This is a genomic window from Pseudomonas sp. PB3P13 (assembly GCF_054897735.1).
Map to the genome: position 1 here is coordinate 4,954,183 of NZ_CM142702.1, position 21,962 is coordinate 4,976,144.

Annotated in this window: 19 protein-coding genes; 8 read left to right on the top strand and 11 right to left on the bottom strand. The window is 59.4% G+C overall.

Annotated elements, in window-relative coordinates; genetic code table 11:
- The first annotated feature begins 2 nt into the window (after window positions 1-2).
- The 8 genes from ACYZT1_RS22910 to ACYZT1_RS22945 all read left to right on the top strand — a co-directional run bounded on the left by ACYZT1_RS22910 (window position 3) and on the right by ACYZT1_RS22945 (window position 8,529).
- The gene (locus ACYZT1_RS22910) at window positions 3-797 is read left to right on the top strand and encodes a carbon-nitrogen hydrolase family protein (RefSeq protein WP_462016814.1); all 795 of its coding nucleotides are present in this window, start codon (window positions 3-5) and stop codon (window positions 795-797) included.
- A gap of 48 nt (window positions 798-845) precedes the next feature.
- Entirely contained in the window at window positions 846-3,278 is a 2,433-nt protein-coding gene (pqqF, locus tag ACYZT1_RS22915; protein ID WP_462016815.1) for a pyrroloquinoline quinone biosynthesis protein PqqF, read from the top strand.
- 161 nt (window positions 3,279-3,439) lie between these two features.
- Complete coding sequence (pqqA, locus tag ACYZT1_RS22920; RefSeq protein ID WP_009045898.1) at window positions 3,440-3,514, top strand: pyrroloquinoline quinone precursor peptide PqqA; 75 nt, start codon at window positions 3,440-3,442, stop codon at window positions 3,512-3,514.
- A gap of 73 nt (window positions 3,515-3,587) precedes the next feature.
- The gene (gene pqqB / locus ACYZT1_RS22925; protein WP_462016816.1) at window positions 3,588-4,499 is read left to right on the top strand and encodes a pyrroloquinoline quinone biosynthesis protein PqqB; all 912 of its coding nucleotides are present in this window, start codon (window positions 3,588-3,590) and stop codon (window positions 4,497-4,499) included.
- A 78-nt stretch (window positions 4,500-4,577) separates the two neighbouring features.
- Entirely contained in the window at window positions 4,578-5,330 is a 753-nt protein-coding gene (pqqC, locus tag ACYZT1_RS22930) for a pyrroloquinoline-quinone synthase PqqC (protein ID WP_462016817.1), read from the top strand.
- On the top strand, window positions 5,327-5,602 hold the full coding sequence (pqqD, locus tag ACYZT1_RS22935; protein WP_462016818.1) for a pyrroloquinoline quinone biosynthesis peptide chaperone PqqD: 276 nt from the start codon (window positions 5,327-5,329) through the stop codon (window positions 5,600-5,602). Before pqqC ends, pqqD begins: the two co-directional genes overlap by 4 nt.
- Before the next feature lie 4 nt (window positions 5,603-5,606).
- Window positions 5,607-6,749, top strand: a complete 1,143-nt coding sequence (pqqE, locus tag ACYZT1_RS22940; RefSeq protein WP_462019306.1) for a pyrroloquinoline quinone biosynthesis protein PqqE — start codon at window positions 5,607-5,609, stop codon at window positions 6,747-6,749.
- Window positions 6,715-8,529, top strand: coding sequence for a S9 family peptidase (locus tag ACYZT1_RS22945; RefSeq protein ID WP_462016819.1), 1,815 nt, complete (start codon window positions 6,715-6,717; stop codon window positions 8,527-8,529). Before pqqE ends, ACYZT1_RS22945 begins: the two co-directional genes overlap by 35 nt.
- 127 nt (window positions 8,530-8,656) lie before the next feature.
- Here the strand turns inward: ACYZT1_RS22945 and ACYZT1_RS22950 are convergent, their stop codons facing one another.
- The 11 genes from ACYZT1_RS22950 to bioF all read right to left on the bottom strand — a co-directional run bounded on the left by ACYZT1_RS22950 (window position 8,657) and on the right by bioF (window position 21,799).
- Window positions 8,657-8,815 carry a YqaE/Pmp3 family membrane protein gene (locus ACYZT1_RS22950; RefSeq protein WP_033050408.1) on the bottom strand — a complete coding sequence of 53 codons (159 nt, stop codon included), beginning with the start codon at window positions 8,813-8,815 and terminating at the stop codon, window positions 8,657-8,659.
- Window positions 8,816-9,179: 364 nt separating this feature from the next.
- Window positions 9,180-10,958, bottom strand: a complete 1,779-nt coding sequence (locus tag ACYZT1_RS22955; protein ID WP_462016820.1) for an acyl-CoA dehydrogenase C-terminal domain-containing protein — start codon at window positions 10,956-10,958, stop codon at window positions 9,180-9,182.
- Between the two features lie 252 nt (window positions 10,959-11,210).
- Entirely contained in the window at window positions 11,211-13,007 is a 1,797-nt protein-coding gene (locus ACYZT1_RS22960; RefSeq protein ID WP_462016821.1) for an acyl-CoA dehydrogenase C-terminal domain-containing protein, read from the bottom strand.
- A 90-nt stretch (window positions 13,008-13,097) separates the two neighbouring features.
- Window positions 13,098-14,387 (bottom strand): GGDEF domain-containing protein, encoded by a 1,290-nt coding sequence (locus tag ACYZT1_RS22965; protein ID WP_462016822.1) that lies wholly within the window; start codon window positions 14,385-14,387, stop codon window positions 13,098-13,100.
- Between the two features lie 200 nt (window positions 14,388-14,587).
- A protein-coding gene (locus ACYZT1_RS22970; RefSeq protein WP_462016259.1) for an IS3 family transposase occupies window positions 14,588-15,810 on the bottom strand; the annotation gives its coding sequence in 2 pieces (ribosomal slippage) (window positions 14,588-15,459 and window positions 15,459-15,810; 1,224 coding nt in all).
- 116 nt (window positions 15,811-15,926) lie between these two features.
- A complete protein-coding gene (locus ACYZT1_RS22975; protein WP_028619909.1) occupies window positions 15,927-17,732 on the bottom strand; it encodes a phenylacyl-CoA dehydrogenase in 1,806 nt (601 codons plus the stop codon).
- A 278-nt stretch (window positions 17,733-18,010) separates the two neighbouring features.
- Window positions 18,011-18,307: a pyrroloquinoline quinone biosynthesis protein PqqE gene (locus ACYZT1_RS22980; protein WP_462016823.1), complete on the bottom strand. Its 297-nt coding sequence runs from the start codon at window positions 18,305-18,307 to the stop codon at window positions 18,011-18,013.
- 107 nt (window positions 18,308-18,414) lie between these two features.
- Complete coding sequence (gene bioD / locus ACYZT1_RS22985) at window positions 18,415-19,095, bottom strand: dethiobiotin synthase (protein ID WP_462016824.1); 681 nt, start codon at window positions 19,093-19,095, stop codon at window positions 18,415-18,417.
- Window positions 19,092-19,904 carry a malonyl-ACP O-methyltransferase BioC gene (gene bioC / locus ACYZT1_RS22990; RefSeq protein WP_462016825.1) on the bottom strand — a complete coding sequence of 271 codons (813 nt, stop codon included), beginning with the start codon at window positions 19,902-19,904 and terminating at the stop codon, window positions 19,092-19,094. The genes bioD and bioC overlap by 4 nt, the downstream gene beginning before the upstream one ends.
- On the bottom strand, window positions 19,897-20,628 hold the full coding sequence (locus ACYZT1_RS22995) for an alpha/beta fold hydrolase (protein ID WP_462016826.1): 732 nt from the start codon (window positions 20,626-20,628) through the stop codon (window positions 19,897-19,899). The genes bioC and ACYZT1_RS22995 overlap by 8 nt, the downstream gene beginning before the upstream one ends.
- Window positions 20,621-21,799 (bottom strand): 8-amino-7-oxononanoate synthase, encoded by a 1,179-nt coding sequence (bioF, locus tag ACYZT1_RS23000; protein ID WP_462016827.1) that lies wholly within the window; start codon window positions 21,797-21,799, stop codon window positions 20,621-20,623. The genes ACYZT1_RS22995 and bioF overlap by 8 nt, the downstream gene beginning before the upstream one ends.
- Between the last annotated feature and the right edge of the window lie 163 nt (window positions 21,800-21,962).

Below are 21,962 nucleotides of genomic sequence, written 5' to 3' on the forward strand. Positions count from 1 at the left end.
AAATGCGCGTAGCCCTTTACCAATGCCCGCCGCTGCCCCTTGATCCGCCCGGCAACCTGCAACGCTTGCATCAGGTGGCGCTGGAAGCCAAAGGCGCCGATCTGTTGGTGCTGCCCGAAATGTTTCTGACGGGCTACAACATCGGCTCCGATGCGGTAAATGTATTGGCTGAGGTCTACAACGGCGAATGGGCACAGCAGATCGGCCGCATTGCCCGGGCGGCCGGGCTGGCCATCGCCTACGGCTACCCCGAGCGCACTGAAGACGGACAGATCTACAATTCGGTGCAGTTGATCGATGCCCACGGCGAGCGTCTTTGCAATTATCGAAAAAGCCACCTGTTCGGTGACCTGGATCGGTCGATGTTCAGCGCCGGCAGCGCTGACCTGCCGCTGGTAGAACTGAACGGCTGGAAGATTGGCTTTCTGATCTGCTACGACCTGGAATTTCCTGAAAACGCGCGGCGTCTGGCGCTGGCCGGCGCCGAGCTGATTCTGGTGCCCACGGCGAACATGGTGCCTTACGATTTTGTGGCTGACGTCACCGTTCGTTCCCGGGCTTTCGAAAACCAGTGTTATGTGGCTTATGCCAACTATTGCGGGCATGAAGGCGATATTCACTATTGCGGCCAAAGCAGCATCGCCGCGCCGGATGGCAGTCAAATCGCCCTGGCCGGGCTGGATGAGGCGCTGATCGTCGGGGAACTGAATCGTCAGTTGATGGACGATTCCCGCGCCGCCAATCGGTACTTGCAGGATCGACGTCCCGACCTTTATGGCGAGCTGAACAAGCGCTGATCCATCGTTATCCGCTAGCATTAGCGCTTCTCTGCCCTGGAAGTGCTCATGCCTGCGTTGAATGCCCCCCGCCTCTTCACTGAAACCCTGGCCAATGGCCTGCGTTTGACGCTGCGTCACGCGCCGCAATTGAAACGCTGTGCGGCCGCGTTGCGTGTTGCGGCGGGCAGTCATGATGCGCCGCTGGCCTGGTCGGGATTAGCGCATTTCCTCGAGCATCTGCTGTTTTTGGGTACTGAGCGTTTTCCTGCGGACCAAGCGCTGATGGCTTACGTGCAAGGGCATGGCGGACAGGTCAATGCCCGCACCAATGAACGCACCACAGACTTCTTTTTCGAGTTGTCGCCTCAGGCGTTCAGCGGCGGGCTGGAACGTCTGTCAGACATGCTCGCTCACCCGCGTTTGGCTATCCAGGATCAGCAACGGGAACGAGAGGTGCTGCAAGCCGAATTCGTCGCGTGGTCCGGTGATGCTGCGCAGCAGCGGCAACAGTCGCTGCTCAATGGACTGTCGCGCAGCCATCCACTGCGCGGATTCCACGCAGGCAACCGGGACAGTCTGCCCGTCGAGAAACCCGAGTTTCAGCAGGCGCTCAACGAATTTCATCAGCGGTTTTATCGGACCGGGCAAATGACCCTCAGCCTTGCAGGCCCACAAAGCATTGAAGAGCTGAAACAGCTGGCGATGGTCTTCAGCAATACGATCGCGGTTGGGGAAAATATCCCACAAAGTGCACCCGCGCCGTTGATGGACTCCACAGGGGGGAGTTATCAACAGGTGGCGGCGAAACGCTTGGATCTGTTGTTCACGCTGGAAGCACTACCGCCGTCTTCGGCTCAAGCGCTGGCCTTTTTGTGCCACTGGCTGAACGCGGACAAGATCGGCGGGCTGCTCGCTCAATTGCGTGCCCGGGGCTTGGCCGAGCAGTTGCACGCCAAACCGCTGTATCACTTTGCCGGGCAAGCGCTGTTAAATATCGAATTTACGTTGCCCGGTGACGCAGCCTCCCCCGCCATCGCTGAATTACTTTTCGACTGGCTGGGTTTCTTTGCCTCGCAGCAGGAATGGAGCGAAATCCGCGACGAGTTCGCCAGGGTGCAGCAGCGCCAACGACAGGTCAGCAGCGCCTTGAAACTCGCGCAATGGGACTGCGCGCAGCTTGAAGACGGCTTATCCGCGCACGGCATCGTGGCGCTGAAATCCGTACTCAAGCAGATGGGCGCTGTGGATAACGTCAGGGGAGCATGGCAACTGCCACCGCCGAATCCTTTCTTGCGTGCAGAACCTGAGGCTCCGGGCGCAGGACTCATCCGTGGGCAAACCAGCAAACATCGCGGGCTGCGAACCTTTGCTCAGGATCGCTTGCGCAATCGTCGCGAACGTTCGTCCATGCAATTCAGTCAGGTATTGCCCCATAACGCTGACGAAGGTGCCGTTTATCTGCGTTGGCGACTGGATTGGGCCCCGTCTGTCAGCCTGCAAGCACACATGGAACAACGCCTGCGGCCGCTGGCAGAAGATGCGCGGCAGGCCGGTGTGGATCTTTCCTTCAGCGCATCGGGCAATCAATGGTTGCTGAAAATGACGGGGTTGCAGGCACCCATGCCCTTCATCCTCGAACATGCGTTGAAAGAACTGACGGCAGCGGACGCCGGCGTCGTACAGCAAGAATCGAACAGTCCGGCATTGATACCGATCCGGCAATTGCTCAAGGCACTGCCGGAGCACTGTCTCGAGCGCCGCGCCGTGTCGGACGATCTGCATCAGTTGTGGTCCACCGCACACTGGGAGGGCCTGGCGACCGGGATGTCCTCGCAAACTCAAGCGGCCATGGGCCTGGCCCTGAGTCGAGTGCCAGGGACCGCCGACGAATCGCCGACACAAGCGCCGGCGATTCGTGGTCGTAAAATCTGGAGCACAGAGGCTACCGATTCCACCGAACACGCATTGCTGCTGTTTTGTCCTGCACCCACAGCGGAACTTGCTGACGAGGCGCATTGGCGTTTGCTCGCCCATGTCTGTCAGACGCCGTTCTACCAACGGCTGCGGGTCGAATTGCAACTGGGCTACGCAGTATTCAGCGGCCTGCGGCAAATTGATGGACAGAGCGGATTGTTGTTCGGCGTGCAGTCACCGAACGTCGCGCCCCCTGACCTGCTGCAACACGTTGAGGGCTTCCTCAACGCCATACCTGCACTGATCGACGCCGCCGACGACTTGGCATTCGTCGATCAACGCCGGGTATTGGCAGATCAATTTGATGCCCGCTTGCTACCCGAGGCGCAGGCCGCCGAGCTTCTCTGGCAGGGAAAACTGGCCGGCCGCTCGTCGGATTATCTGGCCACACTGTCATTGGCAATTTTGACAGCCAATCGCGACGACCTGCTGCGTGCGGCGCGACGCTTGATTGCAGTTGAAGGCGGCTGGCGGGGCCTCGGCACCAGCGCAGCGCCAAGCGTCGAGTGGGAGGCGCGAAAATGATCATTACCGCAATTGCAACGAGCTTTCTCAAAGTTTCGCGGCCAGCAGCCTGTAATTTTGAGTAACATAGCCACCTAACTATCTGAACATCTCCGCACGGAGGTGGACTATATGTATAGGTCTAGAAATCAGCTGTCCCATCCCCTGAAAGGAGCACTCTCATGTCCTGGTCCAAACCTGCTTACACCGACCTGCGTATCGGCTTTGAAGTCACCATGTACTTCGCAAGCCGCTAAGTTTGTCCTGTGTGTCCAACGCCTCGGTTTGCCGAGGCGTTTTTATTTTCAGCGTTGAAATGATGGAGCACCCATGTTTGTCCAGATTCTAGGTTCTGCCGCCGGCGGTGGTTTCCCGCAGTGGAACTGCAACTGCGTGAACTGCGCAGGATTTCGCGACGGCAGCCTGAATGCCAAGGCCCGCACCCAGTCGTCCATCGCCATTTCCGATGACGGCGTCAATTGGGTGTTGTGCAATGCCTCTCCGGACATTCGTGCACAGCTTCAGAGTTTCACCCCGATGCAACCAGGCCGCGCACTGCGTGATACGGGCATCAGCGCGATCATTCTGATGGACAGCCAGATTGACCACACCACCGGCCTGCTCAGCCTGCGTGAAGGCTGCCCACATCAGGTCTGGTGCACGGACATGGTCCACGAAGACCTGAGCACCGGTTTTCCGCTGTTTACCATGCTCACCCACTGGAACGGCGGGTTGAGCTGGAACCGCATCGAACTCGACCGCAGCTTCACCATTGCGGCCTGCCCGAATCTGCGGTTCACCCCGCTGCCGCTGCGCAGCGCTGCGCCGCCCTATTCGCCGCACCGGTTCGATCCGCACCCAGGCGACAACATCGGTTTGATCGTCGAAGACCTCAACACGGGCGGCAAACTGTTTTACGCACCGGGCCTGGGCAAAGTCGATGCACCGTTACTGGAAATCATGGCCAGCAGTGATTGCCTGCTGGTGGACGGCACGATGTGGGACGACGACGAAATGCAGCGCCGTGGCGTCGGCACCCGCACGGGTCGTGAGATGGGGCACTTGGCGCAGAACGGCCCCGGCGGCATGCTTGAAGTACTTGAGCAGTTGCCCAATCAGCGCAAAGTCTTAACCCACATCAACAACACCAACCCGATTCTGGACGAAAATTCACCGGAACGGGCCGAGTTGGCTCGGCGTGAAGTTGAAGTGGCGTATGACGGCATGAGTATTGTGTTGTAGGCCATCGAGACCGCTTCGCGGTCTATCGAGGCCCGATCCGATGCCAGAGAACCCACCGGTCCTACCCGGAGAACCGAAATGACTGACACACCGCTGTCCCCCGCCGATTTCGAAGCCGCCCTGCGCGCCAAAGGCGCCTATTACCACATCCATCACCCTTATCACGTGGCGATGTATGAAGGCCGGGCTACCCGCGAGCAGATTCAGGGCTGGGTCGCCAACCGCTTCTATTATCAGGTCAATATCCCGCTCAAGGACGCCGCGATTCTGGCCAACTGCCCGGACCGCGAAATCCGCCGCGAGTGGATTCAACGTTTGCTCGACCACGATGGCGCGCCCGGCGAAGACGGCGGTATCGAAGCATGGCTGCGTCTGGGCGAAGCGGTTGGCCTCGACCCGGACCAACTGCGCTCCCAGGAACTGGTGCTGCCCGGTGTACGCTTCGCCGTGGACGCCTACGTCAACTTCGCTCGTCGGGCCAATTGGCAGGAAGCGGCCAGCAGCTCGCTGACCGAACTGTTCGCGCCGCAGATTCACCAGTCCCGCCTGGACAGCTGGCCGCAGCATTACCCGTGGATCGACCCGACCGGTTACGAATATTTCCGCACGCGTCTGGGCCAGGCCCGCCGCGACGTCGAACACGGTCTGGCGATCACCTTGCAGCATTACACGACGCGCGCCGGCCAGGAGCGCATGCTGGAAATTCTCCAGTTCAAACTGGACATACTTTGGAGCATGCTCGATGCCATGAGCATGGCCTACGAATTGAACCGCCCGCCGTATCACAGCGTGACCGGGCAACGGGTCTGGCACAAAGGAATCACGATATGAGTTTCGACCGCAGCAAGACCCCGACCTGGCGCCCCGGCTACCGCTTCCAATACGAACCGGCGCAAAGAGGCCACGTGCTGCTTTACCCCGAAGGCATGATCAAGCTCAATGAAAGCGCGGCGCTGATCGGTGGCTTGATCGACGGTGGGCGCGACGTCGCCGCGATCATCGCCGAGCTGCGCGCGCAGTTCCCGGACGTGCCCGAGCTTGGTGATGACATTGAGCAATTCATGGAGGTCGCCCGTGCTCAGCACTGGATCGAACTTGCCTGAGACCATGTCGGACACGTTACCGCCCAAACCGGAAATCGGCCTGCCCTTGTGGCTGCTGGCCGAACTGACCTACCGCTGCCCGTTGCAATGCCCCTACTGCTCCAACCCGCTGGATTTTGCCGAGCAAGGTAAAGAACTCAGCACCGAACAGTGGATCAAGGTGTTTCGCGAGGCGCGGGAGATGGGCGCGGCCCAGCTGGGCTTTTCCGGCGGCGAACCGCTGGTGCGTCAGGACCTGGCCGAATTGATTGCCGAGGCACGCAAGCTGGGTTTCTACACCAACTTGATCACCTCGGGCATCGGCCTCACCGAGCAGAAAATCAGCGATTTCAAAAAGGCGGGTCTGGACCATATCCAGATCAGTTTTCAGGGGAGCGACGAGCAGGTGAACAACTTGCTGGCCGGTTCGAAAAAAGCCTTTGCGCAGAAACTTGAGATGGCTCGGGCGGTGAAAGCCCATGGCTATCCGATGGTGTTGAACTTCGTCACTCATCGGCACAACATCGACAAGATCGACCGCATCATTGAGCTGTGCATCGCCCTGGAAGCGGATTTCGTAGAATTGGCCACCTGCCAGTTCTACGGCTGGGCGCAGCTCAACCGGGTTGGTCTGTTGCCGACCAAAGAGCAACTGGTGCGCGCTGAACGCATCACCAATGAATACCGCGCGAAGCTGGAAGCCGAAGGGCATCCGTGCAAGCTGATTTTCGTCACGCCGGATTATTACGAGGAACGCCCGAAGGCCTGCATGAACGGCTGGGGCAGTATTTTTCTGACAGTCACGCCGGACGGCACCGCGCTGCCGTGCCATGGCGCCCGACAGATGCCGGTGCAATTTCCCAACGTGCGTGACCACAGCATGCAGCACATCTGGTACGACTCGTTTGGCTTCAACCGCTTTCGCGGTTACGACTGGATGCCCGAGCCGTGCCGCTCATGCGACGAAAAAGAAAAGGATTTCGGCGGGTGCCGCTGCCAGGCTTTCATGCTCACGGGTGACGCGAGCAATGCCGACCCGGTGTGCAGCAAGTCGCAACATCACGGCGTGATTCTCGAGGCGCGCGAAGAAGCCGAACACGCGACCCAAACCATCGAACAACTGGCCTTTCGCAATGAACGAAATTCACGCCTCATCGCCAAAAGCTGAGCCCTTCAGCGCTGCTGACGCCGTCGCTGCCGGCGTCGACTTTGCCGAATTGCAAGTCGGCCCCCACGGCCTGTTCTGGAACGAATACCGACCCGAGGATGGCGCTTGCCGCATTTGGTATTGGCGTGATGGGCAGGCTCATTGTCTGACGCCGCCGGGCTTCAGCGTGCGCAGTCGGGTGTACGAATATGGTGGTGGCGCGTTTTGTCTGACCGATGACGGAATTGTTTTCGTCAATGAGGCGGACCAGCAGTTGTATCGACAGTCGCTCACCGGCCAGCCCGAAGTGCTGACCTCGAGTGAATGCCGTTACGGTGATGTGCGTTTCGCCGATGGACAAGTGCTGGCGGTTGAAGAGAACCGTGATCAGCATCGACTGGTGGCGTTTGATGTGTCTGACGGAACGCGGCACCTGCTGGCCGAAGGCGCCGATTTTTACGCCGCACCGACGCTGAGTCCGGATGCCCGGCGGCTGGCCTGGATTGAATGGAGCCGACCCGATCAGCCGTGGACAGCGACACGTTTGATGGTGGCTGATCGACAGAGTGATGGCTGTTTCACCCTGCCGCGCTGCGTGGCCGGGGACGCTATCGAGGAGTCGCTGCAACAACCGCGATTCGATGACAACGGTCGTCTGTTTTGTCTGACTGACCGTGACGGTTTTTGGCAGCCATGGGTGGAATCGGCGCAAGGCTTGCGTCCTCTGCCGAGCGCCGCCGCCGATCATGGCCCGGCGCCTTGGCAGTTAGGCGGTTGCACCTGGCTACCGCTGGCCGATGACACTTATCTGGCGAGTTGGACCGAAGACGGTTTCGGCCATTTAGGCCTTGGCGATCGGGATTTCACCGCAGACTACAGCCGCTTTCGTAGCCTGGCGCTGGATTCGCAGTTCATCTACTGCATCGCCGCCTCGCCTGTCAGCCCGGCAGCGGTCATTACCATCGAGCGCAGCACCGGACAGGTCAATGTGCTGGCCGGTGGTGTCGCGCCACTGCCAGCCGGGCAAATCAGTATCCCGCAGACCCTGCGTTATCCGAGCGGTGAGGGCGAGGCGCATGGCTTCTTCTATCCAGAGATGACCGGGCTGGCAAAACCGCCACTGGTGGTGTTCATCCATGGTGGCCCGACGTCAGCGTGCTACCCGATGCTCGACCCGCGCATCCAGTACTGGACACACCGTGGTTTCGCCGTGGCAGACCTTAACTACCGAGGTAGCAGCGGTTACGGTCGGGAGTATCGCCAGGCGCTGCATTTGAGTTGGGGTGACGTGGATGTGGAGGACGCCTGCGCGGTGGTCAGCCATCTCGCTGAGCAAGGGCTGATCAATGGTGATCAGGCCTTTATTCGTGGCGGTAGTGCAGGCGGGTACACGACGCTGTGTGCGTTGGCGTTTCACAAAGTCTTCCGCGCTGGTGCCAGTCTGTATGGCGTCAGCGATCCAGTCGCACTGGCCCGTGCAACGCATAAATTCGAGGGGGATTATCTGGATTGGCTGATCGGCGATCCCGTGGCCGATGCCGAGCGCTATGCGGCGCGAACGCCGTTGCTGCACGCAGGCAATATCAGCGTGCCGGTGATCTTCTTTCAGGGAGAACTGGATGCGGTGGTCGTGCCACAGCAGACCCGTGACATGGTCGAGGCGCTGCAGGAGAACGACGTTCTGGTTGAGGCTCATTACTACGCGGATGAACGACACGGCTTTCGCAAAGCCTTGAATCAGGCGCATGCACTGGAGCAGGAGTGGTTGTTTTATCGACGGGTGATGGGGTTTGAGGGCTGAAACCGAGTCTCGTCATTCTCGGGCAAGCCATGCTCCCACAGGTTTAGGTCGTGCTGGCGATGAGCGTACGACACAACCAGTGGGAGTGAGCCTGCTCGCGAAAGCGATTTAGCTTGCGCCGCGAAACTTAGCGCTTGGCGATGATGTAAACCGCATGCACGATCCCCGGAATGTAACCGCACAAGGTCAGCAGAATATTCAGCCAGAACGCGCCGCCAAAACCGACTTGCAGGAACACACCCAGTGGTGGTAACAGAATGGCGATGATGATTCGAATAATGTCCATGGGATCAGCTCCTGATTAAGTTGACTCGTCTGAGCCATACACCTAATCGACCCCTACCACTCGTCAGGGTTCAGTGGCGAGTGTGCGCATATGGATTTACGGAAGAGGTAGCACTTACTCTGGGCTGGATTGGCCAGTTCACTTTTCTTCAGGCGAAAGAAAACCCCGCCGAAGCGGGGCTTTGCAGACTGTTTCCCTGACATCCATTTCACTCCGCCACCCTGGCAGAATCCTACGTGTCCGTGTTGTTGCTTTGCGCTTCCTGCGCGACGTCCATGAACAGTAGATTAGCCCTGGATCCAATCTTCGCCAATGGGAGAACAGCAGCACGACATGTAAGCCAACGCTTACAGGTTGTCAGTCGTCAGAATTGAGCTGCATCCAGCAAAAACAGCGACTCGCTGCCCGCCTTCACCGACGCACTCAACGAGTGGATACGCGGCAACAAACGGGCGAAATAGAAACGTGCCGTGCCCAACTTGCTCGCGTAGAAATCGTCCTGGGATTCTTTGCCAAAAGCCGCCTTGGCCATCAGGGCCCACATATAGGCGTAGGACACATAACCAAACGCCTGCAGATACTCGACCGAGGCGGCACCGATTTCGTTCGGGTTGGATTTGGCCCGGTCGAGCAACCACGCGGTCAGATCGTCGAGAACGGTCACCGCGTCATTAAGTGGCTGGGTGAATTCCGCCAGATCTGCACTGGCCGTTGTGGTGAAGTGACGAATTTCGTCGGCAAAGAGGTTGTAGAACGCCCCGCCACTGCCGACGATCTTGCGTCCTACAAGGTCGAGCGCCTGAATGCCGTTGGTGCCTTCATAGATCTGGGTGATGCGCACGTCCCGCACCAGTTGCTCCTGGCCCCATTCACGAATGTAGCCGTGACCGCCGAAAATCTGCTGGCCGTGAACGGTGGTTTCCAGACCCAGATCGGTCAGGAATGCCTTCGCCACTGGCGTCAGCAGCGCTACGAGGTCTTCCGCACGTTTGCGCGTGGTCGCGTCCTCGCTGAACTTGGCGGTGTCCAATTGCATGGCCACGTAAGTGGAGAAGGCACGACCGCCCTCGTTCGCGGCTTTCATGGTCAACAACATGCGCCGCACGTCCGGATGGACGATGATCGGGTCGGCCACTTTGTCCTTGTTCTGCGCGCCAGTCGGGGAGCGGCTTTGCAGGCGATCGCGGGCGTATTCAACGGCGTTCTGATATGAACGCTCGCCGGTAGCGAGACCCTGAATGCCGACGCCCAGACGCTCGTAGTTCATCATGGTGAACATCGCCGCCAGGCCTTTGTTTGGCTCGCCGACCAGGTAACCAACGGCTTCATCGAAATTCATCACGCAGGTCGCAGAGGCCTGGATGCCCATCTTGTGTTCGATCGATCCGCAGTTGGCCGGGTTGCGCGCACCCAGGCTGCCATCGGCATTGACCATGAACTTTGGCACCAGGAACAGCGAAATGCCTTTTGGCCCGGCCGGCGCGTCCGGCAGTTTGGCCAGCACCAGGTGGATAATGTTCTCGGTCAGATCGTGTTCACCGCCGGTGATGAAGATCTTGGTGCCGCTGACCTTGTAGGAACCATCGGCCTGTGGCTCGGCCTTCGTGCGAATAATCCCCAGATCGGTGCCGGCATGCGCTTCGGTCAGGCACATGGAGCCCGCCCAGACACCGGCGTACATGTTCGGCAGGTACGCCGCTTTCAGCTCTTCGCTGGCGTGGGCGTTGATGGAGAGGCAAGCGCCGGCAGTCAACATCGGGTACAGGCCGAACGACAGACTGGCGGAGTTGACCATCTCTTCGACCTGCGCCGACACCGCCTTGGGCATGCCCATGCCGCCGTAGGCCGGATCGCCACCGACGCCGACCCAACCGCCCTCGGCGTAAGTCTGATAAGCCTGTGGGAAACCTGCCGGCGTGGTGACGGCACCGTCCGCCCAATGGCAACCTTCCTCATCCGCCGCGCGGCTCAGCGGTGCGACGCTTCTGCTGGTGACTTTACCCGCTTCTTCAAGAATGGCTTCGACCGTTTGCGCATCGACTGTCTCGGCCAGCGCAGGCAACTCGGCCCACAGTTTAGCGACCTCGAACACTTCATTAAGGACGAAGCGCATATCGCGCAGGGGCGCTTTGTAGTCAGCCATGGCAAACCTCGCAGGATCTAAACAGATGAGTCGTAGGAATGGTGCTCTCGATGGAACCGAGTGTAACCCAACAACTTTTGCGACACATAGGGTCAAGCCATGACCGATTTGTAATTTTTGGTCATCGGCGTTTTACTCGTGAAAATGTGATCGCGGGCAAGCCTTCCTCCTACAGGTCCCGTTGTCAGTGCTACCCGAGTACAACAGGAGACCAAGGAGAGGCTTACCCGCGATGCTTTTCAAACGGACGCGTCAGAGCGCGAACGACTGCGCCGGCAAACTCATCAAACAATCACTGCCGGCCTCGATCGCCGCGCGATGAGCAGCCGTACGCGGCAGCAGTCGCTTGAAATAAAACGCGCTGGTCGCCAGTTTGGCCCGGCAGTAATCGGCATCACTGCTACCCTCCTCAATTTGCGCCTGCGCTACCAGCGCCATCCGCAGCCATAGATAACCGAGAATGATGTAACCGCTGTACATCAGGTAATCCACCGATGCCGCGCCGACTTCGTCGGCATTTTTCATGGCGGCCATGCCGACCTTGGTCGTCAGTTCGCCCCATTGCTGATTCAGCTCATTGAGCTGCGCGACATAATCTCCAAGCTGCGGGTGCCCGGCATTGGCCGCGCAGAACTTGTGGACGATTTTGGTAAAGCCGCGCAGCAGTTTGCCCTGACTGCCGAGGACCTTGCGTCCAAGCAAATCCAGCGCCTGAATGCCATTTGTACCCTCATAGATCGGTGCAATCCGGCAGTCGCGGACCAACTGTTCCATGCCCCACTCGCGAATGAACCCGTGGCCGCCAAACACCTGCATGCCAAGGTTCGTCACTTCCAGCCCGGTGTCGGTCATGAAGGCTTTGCAGATCGGCGTGAGGAACGCCAGCAAGTCCTCGGCATCCTGACGCGCGGCCTGGTCCGCGCTCAGATGCGCGACGTCGAGCAGCTGCGCGGTGAAATAGGTCAGCGCGCGGTTGCCCTCGTTGAAGGCTTTCATGGTCAGCAGCATCCGGCGCACGTCCGGGTGGACGATGATCGGGTCGGCAGCTTTTTCCGGGGCTTTCGGACCGGTCAGCGAGCGCATTTGCAACCGGTCGTTGGCGTACTTGATCGCACCCTGGAAGCTCGCTTCGCCCAGACACAAACCCTGCATGCCGGTGCCGAGGCGAGCGTGGTTCATCATGGTGAACATGCAGTTGAGGCCCTTGTTCGGCTCGCCGATCAGAAAACCCTTCGCCTCATCGAAATTCAATACGCAAGTGGCCGAGGCCTTGATGCCCATTTTGTGTTCGATCGATCCACAGCTCACGCCATTGCGCTCGCCGGCTTCGCCCGCGTTGTCCGGCAGGAACTTGGGCACGATGAACAGCGAGATACCTTTGGTCCCTGCCGGAGCCTCTGGCAGTTTCGCCAGCACCAGATGAATGATGTTGCCACTCATGTCGTGCTCGCCGGCGGAGATGAAAATCTTGCTGCCGGAGATGGCGTAACTGCCGTCCGCCGCAGGCACAGCGCGGGTTTTGATGATGCCCAGATCGGTCCCGCAGTGAGCCTCGGTCAGGCACATGGTGCCGGTCCATTCGCCAGCGGTGAGTTTGCTGAGATACGTCTGTTTCTGCTCGTCCGTGCCATGGGCGTGGATGGCCGACATGGCGCCGTGGGTCAGGCCGGGGTACATGCCCCAGGATGTGTTGCTGGAGCCGACCATTTCACTGATGACCAGGCCAAGAGAGCTGGGCAAACCCTGGCCGCCAAACGCCGGATCAGCCGCCAGACCATGCCAGCCACCCTCGACGTATTGTGCGAAAGCCTGCTTGAAGCCTGCAGGCGTTGTCACCACGCCATTGTCGAAATGGCAGCCCTCTTCGTCGCCGCTGCGGTTGAGCGGCGCCAGAACGTTCTCGCAGAACTTCGCGCCTTCTTCAAGAATCGCATTGACCATGTCCGGGCTGGCGTCCGTGGCGCCCAGCGCAGCGTAATTGCTGTGAAAATCGAAGACGTGGTCGATCAGGAAGCGCATGTCGCGCAAGGGGGCTTTGTATTCGGGCATGGTCATTTCTCCGGCAGCAGATCCATCAAACCTACTGCCGGCCACGACGACTCACAATCACAGTCCAGACGCTGAATGCGCCATCATCACTCAACCCGCAGCGGCGTCCATGCGCACCGCGCCACGGCGGTTCTGGCCGTATGCGACCACACAGTTGCGGCCGGCACCCTTGGCCGCGTAAAGCGCTTCGTCCGCTGACTTCAGCACTTTTTCAGGATTGCGTTGCTCCACGCGCTCGGCGACGCCGATGCTCACGGTGACCGACACACTCGAGGCCGCCGAACTGGCGCGGCGCTGCCGGCCTTGATGATCGTCCTGGGGACGGTTGTCCTGATTGCGCAGATGAATGTTGTAAGTGGCGATGGTTTCGCGCATGACTTCCAGATGCGGCATGCATTCTTCCAGCGTCTTGCCTGCAAACACCAAGGCAAATTCCTCTCCGCCATAGCGATATGCCCTACCGCCACCGCCGATTTTCGACAGTTTGCTGGCGACCAGACGCAGCACTTGATCACCCACATCATGGCCGTGGGTGTCGTTGAATTTCTTGAAGTGGTCAACGTCGCTCATCGCCAAAACGTAATTGCGCCCCAGACGCTGCATGCGCTCGTTCAGAGCGCGGCGACCCGGCAGGCCGGTGAGCTCATCGCGAAAGGCCATTTGGTAGGCTTCGTGGGCAACCGCTGCGGCAATCATCAACATGACCTGGCTGCACATGATATTGAGCGTGAACGGCAGAATGAAGGTTTTCGGCAGTGCCCAGAACAACCCGAGCAGGCCGACCAATTGCGCGGCGTGCAAAGGTCGGGGGTTGCGCCAGTATTGCCAGCCCAGCAGCACAAATGCGCCGATGAATACCGGGTAGGCGAGCTGGATCAGGCTCATCCACGCACCATGCAGCGCGGGCCAGCGGATTTCCGACAGCCACAACAGCAGCGCTTGTGGATAACTCTGTTCCAGCCCCAGCGCGACACTGCCAACCGCCAACAACACGGCAAAACGCGCCACCATGTCCTGAAACAAATGGGTGCGCTCCTGCCACGCCGCAAACACACCGAATAACAGTGGCAGCAGCAGGCAGCACAGGTGGAACACCACGGCGGCGTCCGCGCGTACTTTGCCGTGGTCACGGTAGTAATCGGTCTGGGCATCGAGCAGAAAGTAGGCGATGTAAACCGTGACCATCAGAAACAGTTCGCGCTGACGCCGGTAAACCGCGCAGTAAGCACCGCCGAGTAACAGCACCAAGGTCGGCAACACGTTAAAGAGTGAAGTGAAGAAGACGTTCAGGTCCTTGACGTAGGCAGCGGCGAGCCCTGCGATCAAGAGCAGAAGAGAAGGCAGGAAATGACTGAAACGTACGGCAGAAGGACGCGGCAAAGGGTAGAACTCCAACCCGGCAAAAAAGAGAGGGCACTGTTCTGGCGCTTACGCCAGTAAATCACACGTGTTGTGACACATGTCACATCGCCATCTTCTTTAACGGCAGCGATCGCTATCTTCTTAGCGCTTTTTGCCGGGGAATGTTTAGCCATTTGTATCATGTCTAGTCCTGAAATAGGTTTACACCTATTTCAGTCTCAAAACGCCCGGTGCACCGCATCGGGCGTTTTGTATTTCAGGGATAAGTGCGGCCGCTCCCCGTTGTAGATCAGCACCGACTCATCCACCATTTTTACTGCATCCGCCAAATCTTTGGGGCGGTGCAGCAAAAACTCAGTTTTCAGTATTCCGTTTATCCGCTCTGCCATCGCGTTCTGATAGCAATCGTAGCCGTCCGTCATTGAGCACTTGATCCCATGCTTCGCGTGCATTTGCTGGTACAGGTCGGAACAGTATTGGGCTCCGCGATCCGAGTGATGGATGAGCGGCTGCATGGATTTTCGCTGGCTAACAGCTCTCTGCAACGCTTTGACCACCGACTCTGTGTGCAGGCTGTCATGCACATGATGACCCACGATCTTGCGTGAGTACGCGTCTGTTATCAGGCTGACGTAAACAACACTTTCCCGCGTGGGCAGATAGGTAATATCGGCAACCCAAACCTGCTCGGGCCTGCTGGCGATAACTTGTTCCGGGCCTGCTTTGAGCAGGTTGGGATGGCGACGGAACCGATGATGGCTATGCGTAGTTTTATGATAAGCGCGCTTTCGAGGAACCAGCTCTCGCGCTTCGCGCAAGATGGAAAAAAGACGGTCTCGACCAACAAATACCTGCTCTCCCGCCTCAGTACTCATCAGATAATGCAGCTTGCGCGTGCCTAACCTCGGCTGGCGACGCCGCTTTTCCAGAACAAAGTCCACCACTTGCTGGTCTTGGTGAGCTTTCGCATCAAAGGCTCGGTTACGTTTGTAATAGGCTTGGCGCGAAATGCCCATAAACAGGCAAGCCCTGGTAATGCTCAGGTCTTGGATTTGCCCTTGCGAGAGGACTTGCCGGGTCGCTTTTTTACGATGGACACACCGTAATCATTTTTTAAGACGTTCACGACAGCTTCAAAAAATTGGGCCTTCTGATTGCTCAGCGCCAACTGTTCTTCAAGTTCTTTGATCCGCTGCTCGGGTGTCAGCGGGAGGTTGGGGTCGGTCATCGGCCTGCTCCGCAGCGCTCGGATTGAGGCGCCTTGGCTCCAGTCCTGCCGGCCATGCTTGCGCAACCAAACCAGTACCGTGGACCGGCCCTGAATGCCAAAGCGCCGTTGAGCCTCTTTATAACTCAACTCGCCTTTTTCGACTTGGTCTACGACCGACAATTTAAAAGCTAGCGTGTAGTCACGCTGGCTGCGCCTTTTTCCCGTATCCATTGAATCCTCCTGAAGAAAGGTCAGAAGGTGTAAACCTTATTCAGGACGGGACATCACGCACAAAAAAGCCGCTGCTTCCGGGAAAGCAGCGGCTCAATCAGGCTCCTGCGCGGGTCTTAGTAACCCAGCGCGAAGTCCTCTTCTTTCATGTCCATCAGGTTACCAGCGCCCGACAGCATGGTCGCAACGTGAGTGCGGGTGCGCGGCAGGATGCGCTGGAAGTAGAAGCGCGCTGTCTGCAACTTGGCCGTGTAGAACGCCTCTTCCGAGGTGCCGGCCGCCAGTTTTTCTGCCGCCAGGCGCGCCATGTCTGCCCAGAAGTAGGCCAGGCAGGCGTAACCGGAGTACATCAAATAGTCCACCGATGCCGCGCCGACTTCTTCGCGGTCTTTCATGGCGGCCATGCCGACCTTCATGGTCAACTCGCCCCACTCCTTGTTCAGCGCAGCCAGCGGTGCGACGAACTCTTGAACCGCCTCGTTGCCTTCGTTGGTCTGGCAGAACTTGTGGACGATCTTGGTAAAGCCTTTCAGGGCCTCACCTTGAGTCATCAGCACTTTACGGCCCAGCAGGTCGAGTGCCTGGATACCGGTGGTGCCTTCGTACAACATCGAAATGCGGCTGTCGCGAACGTTTTGCTCCATGCCCCACTCGGCGATGAAGCCGTGACCGCCGTAGATTTGCACGCCGTGGTTGGCGGATTCGAAACCGACTTCGGTCATGAAAGCTTTGGCAATCGGCGTCATGAACGCCAGCAGTGCGTCGGCTTTTTTCTTCTCTTCTTCGTCCACACCGTACTTGACGATATCGACTTGCTTGGCCGTGAAATAAACCATCGCACGGTTACCTTCGGCGAAGGCTTTCATCGTCAACAGCATGCGACGTACATCAGGGTGAACGATGATCGGGTCGGCAGCTTTTTCCGGCGCTTTCGGGCCAGTCAACGAGCGCATTTGCAGACGATCACGAGCGTATTTCAGACCACCCTGGAAACCGATCTCGGCGTGCGCCAGACCTTGCAACGCAGTACCCAGACGCGCGGTGTTCATGAAGGTGAACATGCAGTTCAGGCCCTTGTTCGCCGGGCCGATCAGATAACCGGTGGCCGCGTCGAAATTCATCACGCAAGTGGCGTTGCCGTGGATGCCCATCTTGTGTTCCAGGGAACCGCAGGTCACCGCGTTACGCGCACCGATCGAACCGTCAGCGTTCGGCATGAACTTGGGCACGATGAACAGCGAGATGCCTTTGGTACCAGCCGGTGCATCCGGCAGACGGGCCAAAACGATGTGGACGATGTTGTCGGCCATGTCGTGTTCACCGGCCGAGATGAAGATCTTGGTGCCGGAGACTTTATAGGAACCGTCGGCCTGAGGTTCGGCCTTGGTGCGCAGCATCCCCAGGTCGGTGCCGCAGTGTGGTTCGGTCAGGCACATGGTGCCGGTCCATTCGCCGGAAACCAGTTTGGTCAGGTAAGCCTCTTGCTGCTCAGGCGTGCCGTGCTCGGAAATGGTGTTCATCGCGCCATGCGACAGGCCCGGGTACATGCCCCACGACCAGTTGGCCTCGCCAACCATTTCGCTGACGGCCAGGCCCAGCGACTCTGGCAAGCCTTGGCCGCCGTGTTCGATGTCGTGCGCCAGGCTCGGCCAGCCGCCTTCAACGAATTGCTTGTAGGCTTCTTTGAAACCGGTTGGCGTCTTCACGCCGGACTCGCTCCAGGTGCAGCCTTCGGTGTCACCCACGCGGTTCAGCGGAGCCAATACCTGCTCACAAAACTTGGCGCCTTCTTCGAGAATGGCGTCAACCATGTCCGGAGTTGCGTCTGCACAAGCCGGAAGGCTCTGATAGTGCGCTTCGTAACCGAGCAGTTCGTCACGAACGAAGCGAATATCACGCAAGGGGGCCTTGTAGTCAGGCATAGCGATAAACCTCTGCTGATGTAACCGGGGATGAACGACCGCGTTGAATTGTTTTGACGGTCAAACAGTTGTTTGAAACATACGTTTACGCCCAAATCTTGTCAAGCGCCGATCTTTTGCCGTTCGTCATAACGGCTAGCTTTTCACCCGCGTACAAGCACGCCACGCCGCTCGATGAGCGGCAAGGTCGTAGGGAGAAGATTAGTTGAGCGAGAAGGACTTACGCAGAAAAACGCCGCGAACTGGCGCGGCGTGGCGCATGAAAATTCAGCGGGCGATCAAGCGAACGTATCGATCAGCGTGCCGAGCATTTCGTCGGAAGCCTTGGCCACCCGGACCCCCGCTTCAACCTGAAATTTGCCTTGAGCCATCTCGACCATGCTGGTGGCGGTGTCCGACTGCTGAGCGCGATCCACTGACCGCAGACGATCAACCTGGGATTGCGAAGACTGGCTGCTCACCGAACGCTCGATCGTAGTATTGGCGACCTGCCCGGCAGCCTGATCAACACGGTTCTGCCCAGTCTGAATGGTGCTCAGACCGGCATAAAAAGCGGTGTTACCTGAGATTTCCATGGGAGATCGCGTCCTTTGAGGGATCAACAAGCGGTCATTGAAGCAGACTCGACCGCAAAAGGCCCGACAAAAACACTAATGGCACTGTGCCTTGTCATAGTGAAAGCCTAGTCCAGCAAATCCAGTTGTAGATGTTCGGCAGCCGCCTCGGCCGTTACCCATTTGAGTTTTGGCACTCGTCCAAGACACGGCGCGGGCATTCGCTCGGCGAGCGTGGCGAGATTTTCTTCGAGCCTCGATGTTTTCGCGTCGATGATATTGGCCACCCACCCCGCCAATGGCAGACCGTCTCGGGCAATCGCCTCGGCGGTCAACAGCGCATGGCTGATGCAGCCAAGACGCACGCCGACCACCAGGATCACCGGCAGCTTCAGCGCGATGGCAAGATCCGACAGATTGTCCTGATCCGCCAGCGGCACGCGCCAGCCACCCGCGCCTTCAATCAAGGTGAAATCCGCCTGCATGTCCAGAATCTGCCACATCGGAGTGAGCAAAGACTGCACCGTCAACGCCACTCCGGCTTCGCGCGCGGCCAGGTGCGGCGCGATGGCCGGCTCGAACGCCAGCGGATTGACTTGCGCATAGGTCAACGGCATCGAGCACTCCGCCAACAGCGCCAGCGCATCGGCATTGCGCAACCCCTTGGGCGTGACCGTGCACCCGGAGGCCACCGGTTTGCCCGCCGCTGTACTCAGGCCGGCTGACCGCGCGGCGTGCAGTAACCCCGCCGCCACGGTGGTCTTGCCAACATCGGTGTCCGTACCGGTGATGAAATAGGCTGCGCTCATTGGGGTTTCTCCAAAACGGCGTACACCACTTGATAAGTCGCGGGCAGACCTTGGGTCTGACGGAACCGCTCATAAGCCCCAACCAGACCGAGGATTCGCGCACGCCCGGTCAAACCGCCCGGTCGACCGGGATTCAGGTTATGCGCCCCGAGCGCCTTGAGTTCGTGGGTCAGGCTGCGCACATCCGGGTAATGCAGCACGTGCGGACGGGTTTGCAGGCTCGATATCCGCAAACCGCTGTGGGCGCACAGCTGTTGATAAACCCCGAACTCCCGAAAGCGATTGACGTGTACCAGACCATCGACCTGACGCCAACTGTCGCGCAGTTCCGTCAGGGTGCCCACGGCCAGACTGGCAAATGCGAAAATTCCGCCAGGCTTCAGCACCCGATGAGCTTCGCTGAGCACCGCGGCGAAGTCCGCGCACCACTGCACGGCGAGACTGGAGAAGATCAAATCGCAAGTCGACGCCTGCAGCGGCAAGCGCTCGGCATCCCCGGCGATAAAATCGTTGGCACCGCCTAACGGTCGAGCGTGATCCAGCATGCCCTCGGCAATGTCGAGCGCAACGCCATGTCCCGCAGGGAAACGCCGAGCCAATGCGCGACTGAAAAAGCCTGTGCCGCACCCCAGATCCAGCCAGCGCTCGGGGACGAATCCGGTTGGCAAACGCCTCAGCAACTCGTTGCCGACGTCGCGCTGCAATTGGGCGACGCTGTCATAACTCGCCGCTGCACGGGAAAAGGAGGCCGCGACCTGACGTTTGTCCGGCAAGCCTCCCGGCACGTTGCGAAGGGTTAAATCAGTCATCACCAAACTCATGTAAAAAAGCCTGAATCGCCCCCGCTACACCGTGAGGGTCTTCCAGAAGAAACGCGTGGCTGGCCTGTTCGATCAGGCCGATTTCAACATCGGGTAACAACGCCAGCAACTCACTGGCGGCCTCTGCCGGAACGAGCGCGTCGAGCCCGGCGAACAAGTGCAGTTGCGGACCGCGAAACGCTTGCAGCGCCTGACGGGTATCCAGTTGTGCAAGCACTTCAAGACCGCTCATGAGCACCGCGTCACTCGTATGCGGTGCGCCGCCCAGCAACAGTCGCGACAACCCGCGCGGGTCTTCGGCGCCTTGAGTGCAAAGCAGTGCGAAACGTTTCAACGTCATGCGCGAATCGGTCGTGCAACCGGCCAGAAACGCGTCGAAGGTTTCCCCCGACATTGCGCTCGGCCACTGCTCATGGGCAATAAAACAGGGATTGCTCGCGAGCGTCAGCACGCCGCAGCACCGATCGCCGCGCCGCGCCGCCAGCGCCGAGGCGAGCATGCCGCCGAAGGACCAGCCACCGAGCCAGGTGTCCTGCGGCACGGTCGCATCGAGTTCGTCGAGCCACTCTTCCAGATGGCTGGATTCCAGCTCCGGAAGCGGCTCGATCTCGACGCGCAGGCGCTCGTCCAGTCCTTGCAGCGCCGCTGACAAGGGCTCCAGCGGCGAAATGCCGAGACCCCAACCGGGTAGCAGAATCAGGCGATCACGCATGGGTTGGCTCCGGGCCCAGTTGTTGGAAACAGTCGGCAAGTCCCTCTAACAATAGCTGCACCTGAGCTTCGCTGTGCGCGGCGGTCAAGGTCACGCGCAAACGCGCACTGCCCGCAGGCACGGTGGGCGGACGGATGGCGGTGACCATCAAGCCGCGTTCGCGCAGCATTTGCGACAGCCGAACAGCGCGTCCGGCGTCGCCGACCATGATCGGCTGGATCGGCGTGAAACTGTCCATCAGTTCAAGACCGATCTGCTCGGCGCCGTGGCGGAACTGACGAATCAAGGTCTGCAAATGTTCCCGCCGCCAGTGTTCGCTACGCAGCAATTGGAGGCTTTTCAGCGTGGCGCAAGCCAGCGCCGGCGGTTGGCTGGTGGTGTAAATGTACGGACGGGCAAACTGGATCAGGCTTTCGATCAGCTCTTCGCTGCCAGCGACAAACGCGCCGGCGGTACCGAACGCTTTGCCCAGCGTACCGACCAGCACCGGCACATCGTCCTGGCTCATGCCGAAATGCTCGACGATCCCGCCACCATTAGCGCCCAGCGGTCCAAAACCGTGGGCATCGTCAACCATCAGCCACGCACCTTTGGCCTTGGCTTCGCGCACCAGCGCGGGAAGGTTGGCGATGTCGCCGTCCATGCTGAACACACCGTCGGTCACCACCAGCGTGTTGCCGGTGGCCTTCTCGAGACGCGTGGCCAGACTTGCCGCGTCGTTGTGCAGATACCGGTTGAAACGGGCGCCGGAGAGCAGACCCGCGTCCAGCAGTGAAGCATGATTGAGCCGGTCTTCGAGCACCGTATCGCCCTGCCCAGCCAACGCGGTGACGGCGCCGAGGTTGGCCATGTAGCCCGTGGTGAACAGCAAGGCGCGCGGGCGTCCCGTCAGGTCGGCCAACGCTTCTTCGAGCTCGTGATGCGGCGTGCTGTGGCCAATCACCAGGTGCGAAGCGCCACCGCCAACGCCCCACCGGGACGCCCCGGCGCGCCAGGCTTCAATCACTTGCGGGTGATTGGCCAGACCGAGGTAATCGTTGTTACAGAACGCCAGCAACGGCTGGCCATCGACCACCACCTCCGGGCCTTGAGGGCTGTCGAGTAATGGCCGTTGGCGGTAAAGCTTGTCGGCACGGCGAGCGGCAAGGCGTGCGGCGAGATCGAAGGACATGCAGGCCTCGTGGTCAGTTCACATCAAGCAACATGAATGCGCACCCTGTGGGAGCGAGCTTGCTCGCGATGGCGCCGGTTCAGTCAACATCGATGTTGAATGTCACTCCGTCATCGCGAGCAAGCTCGCTCCCACAGGGCTTTGCATTCCTCCAGGAGGTCAG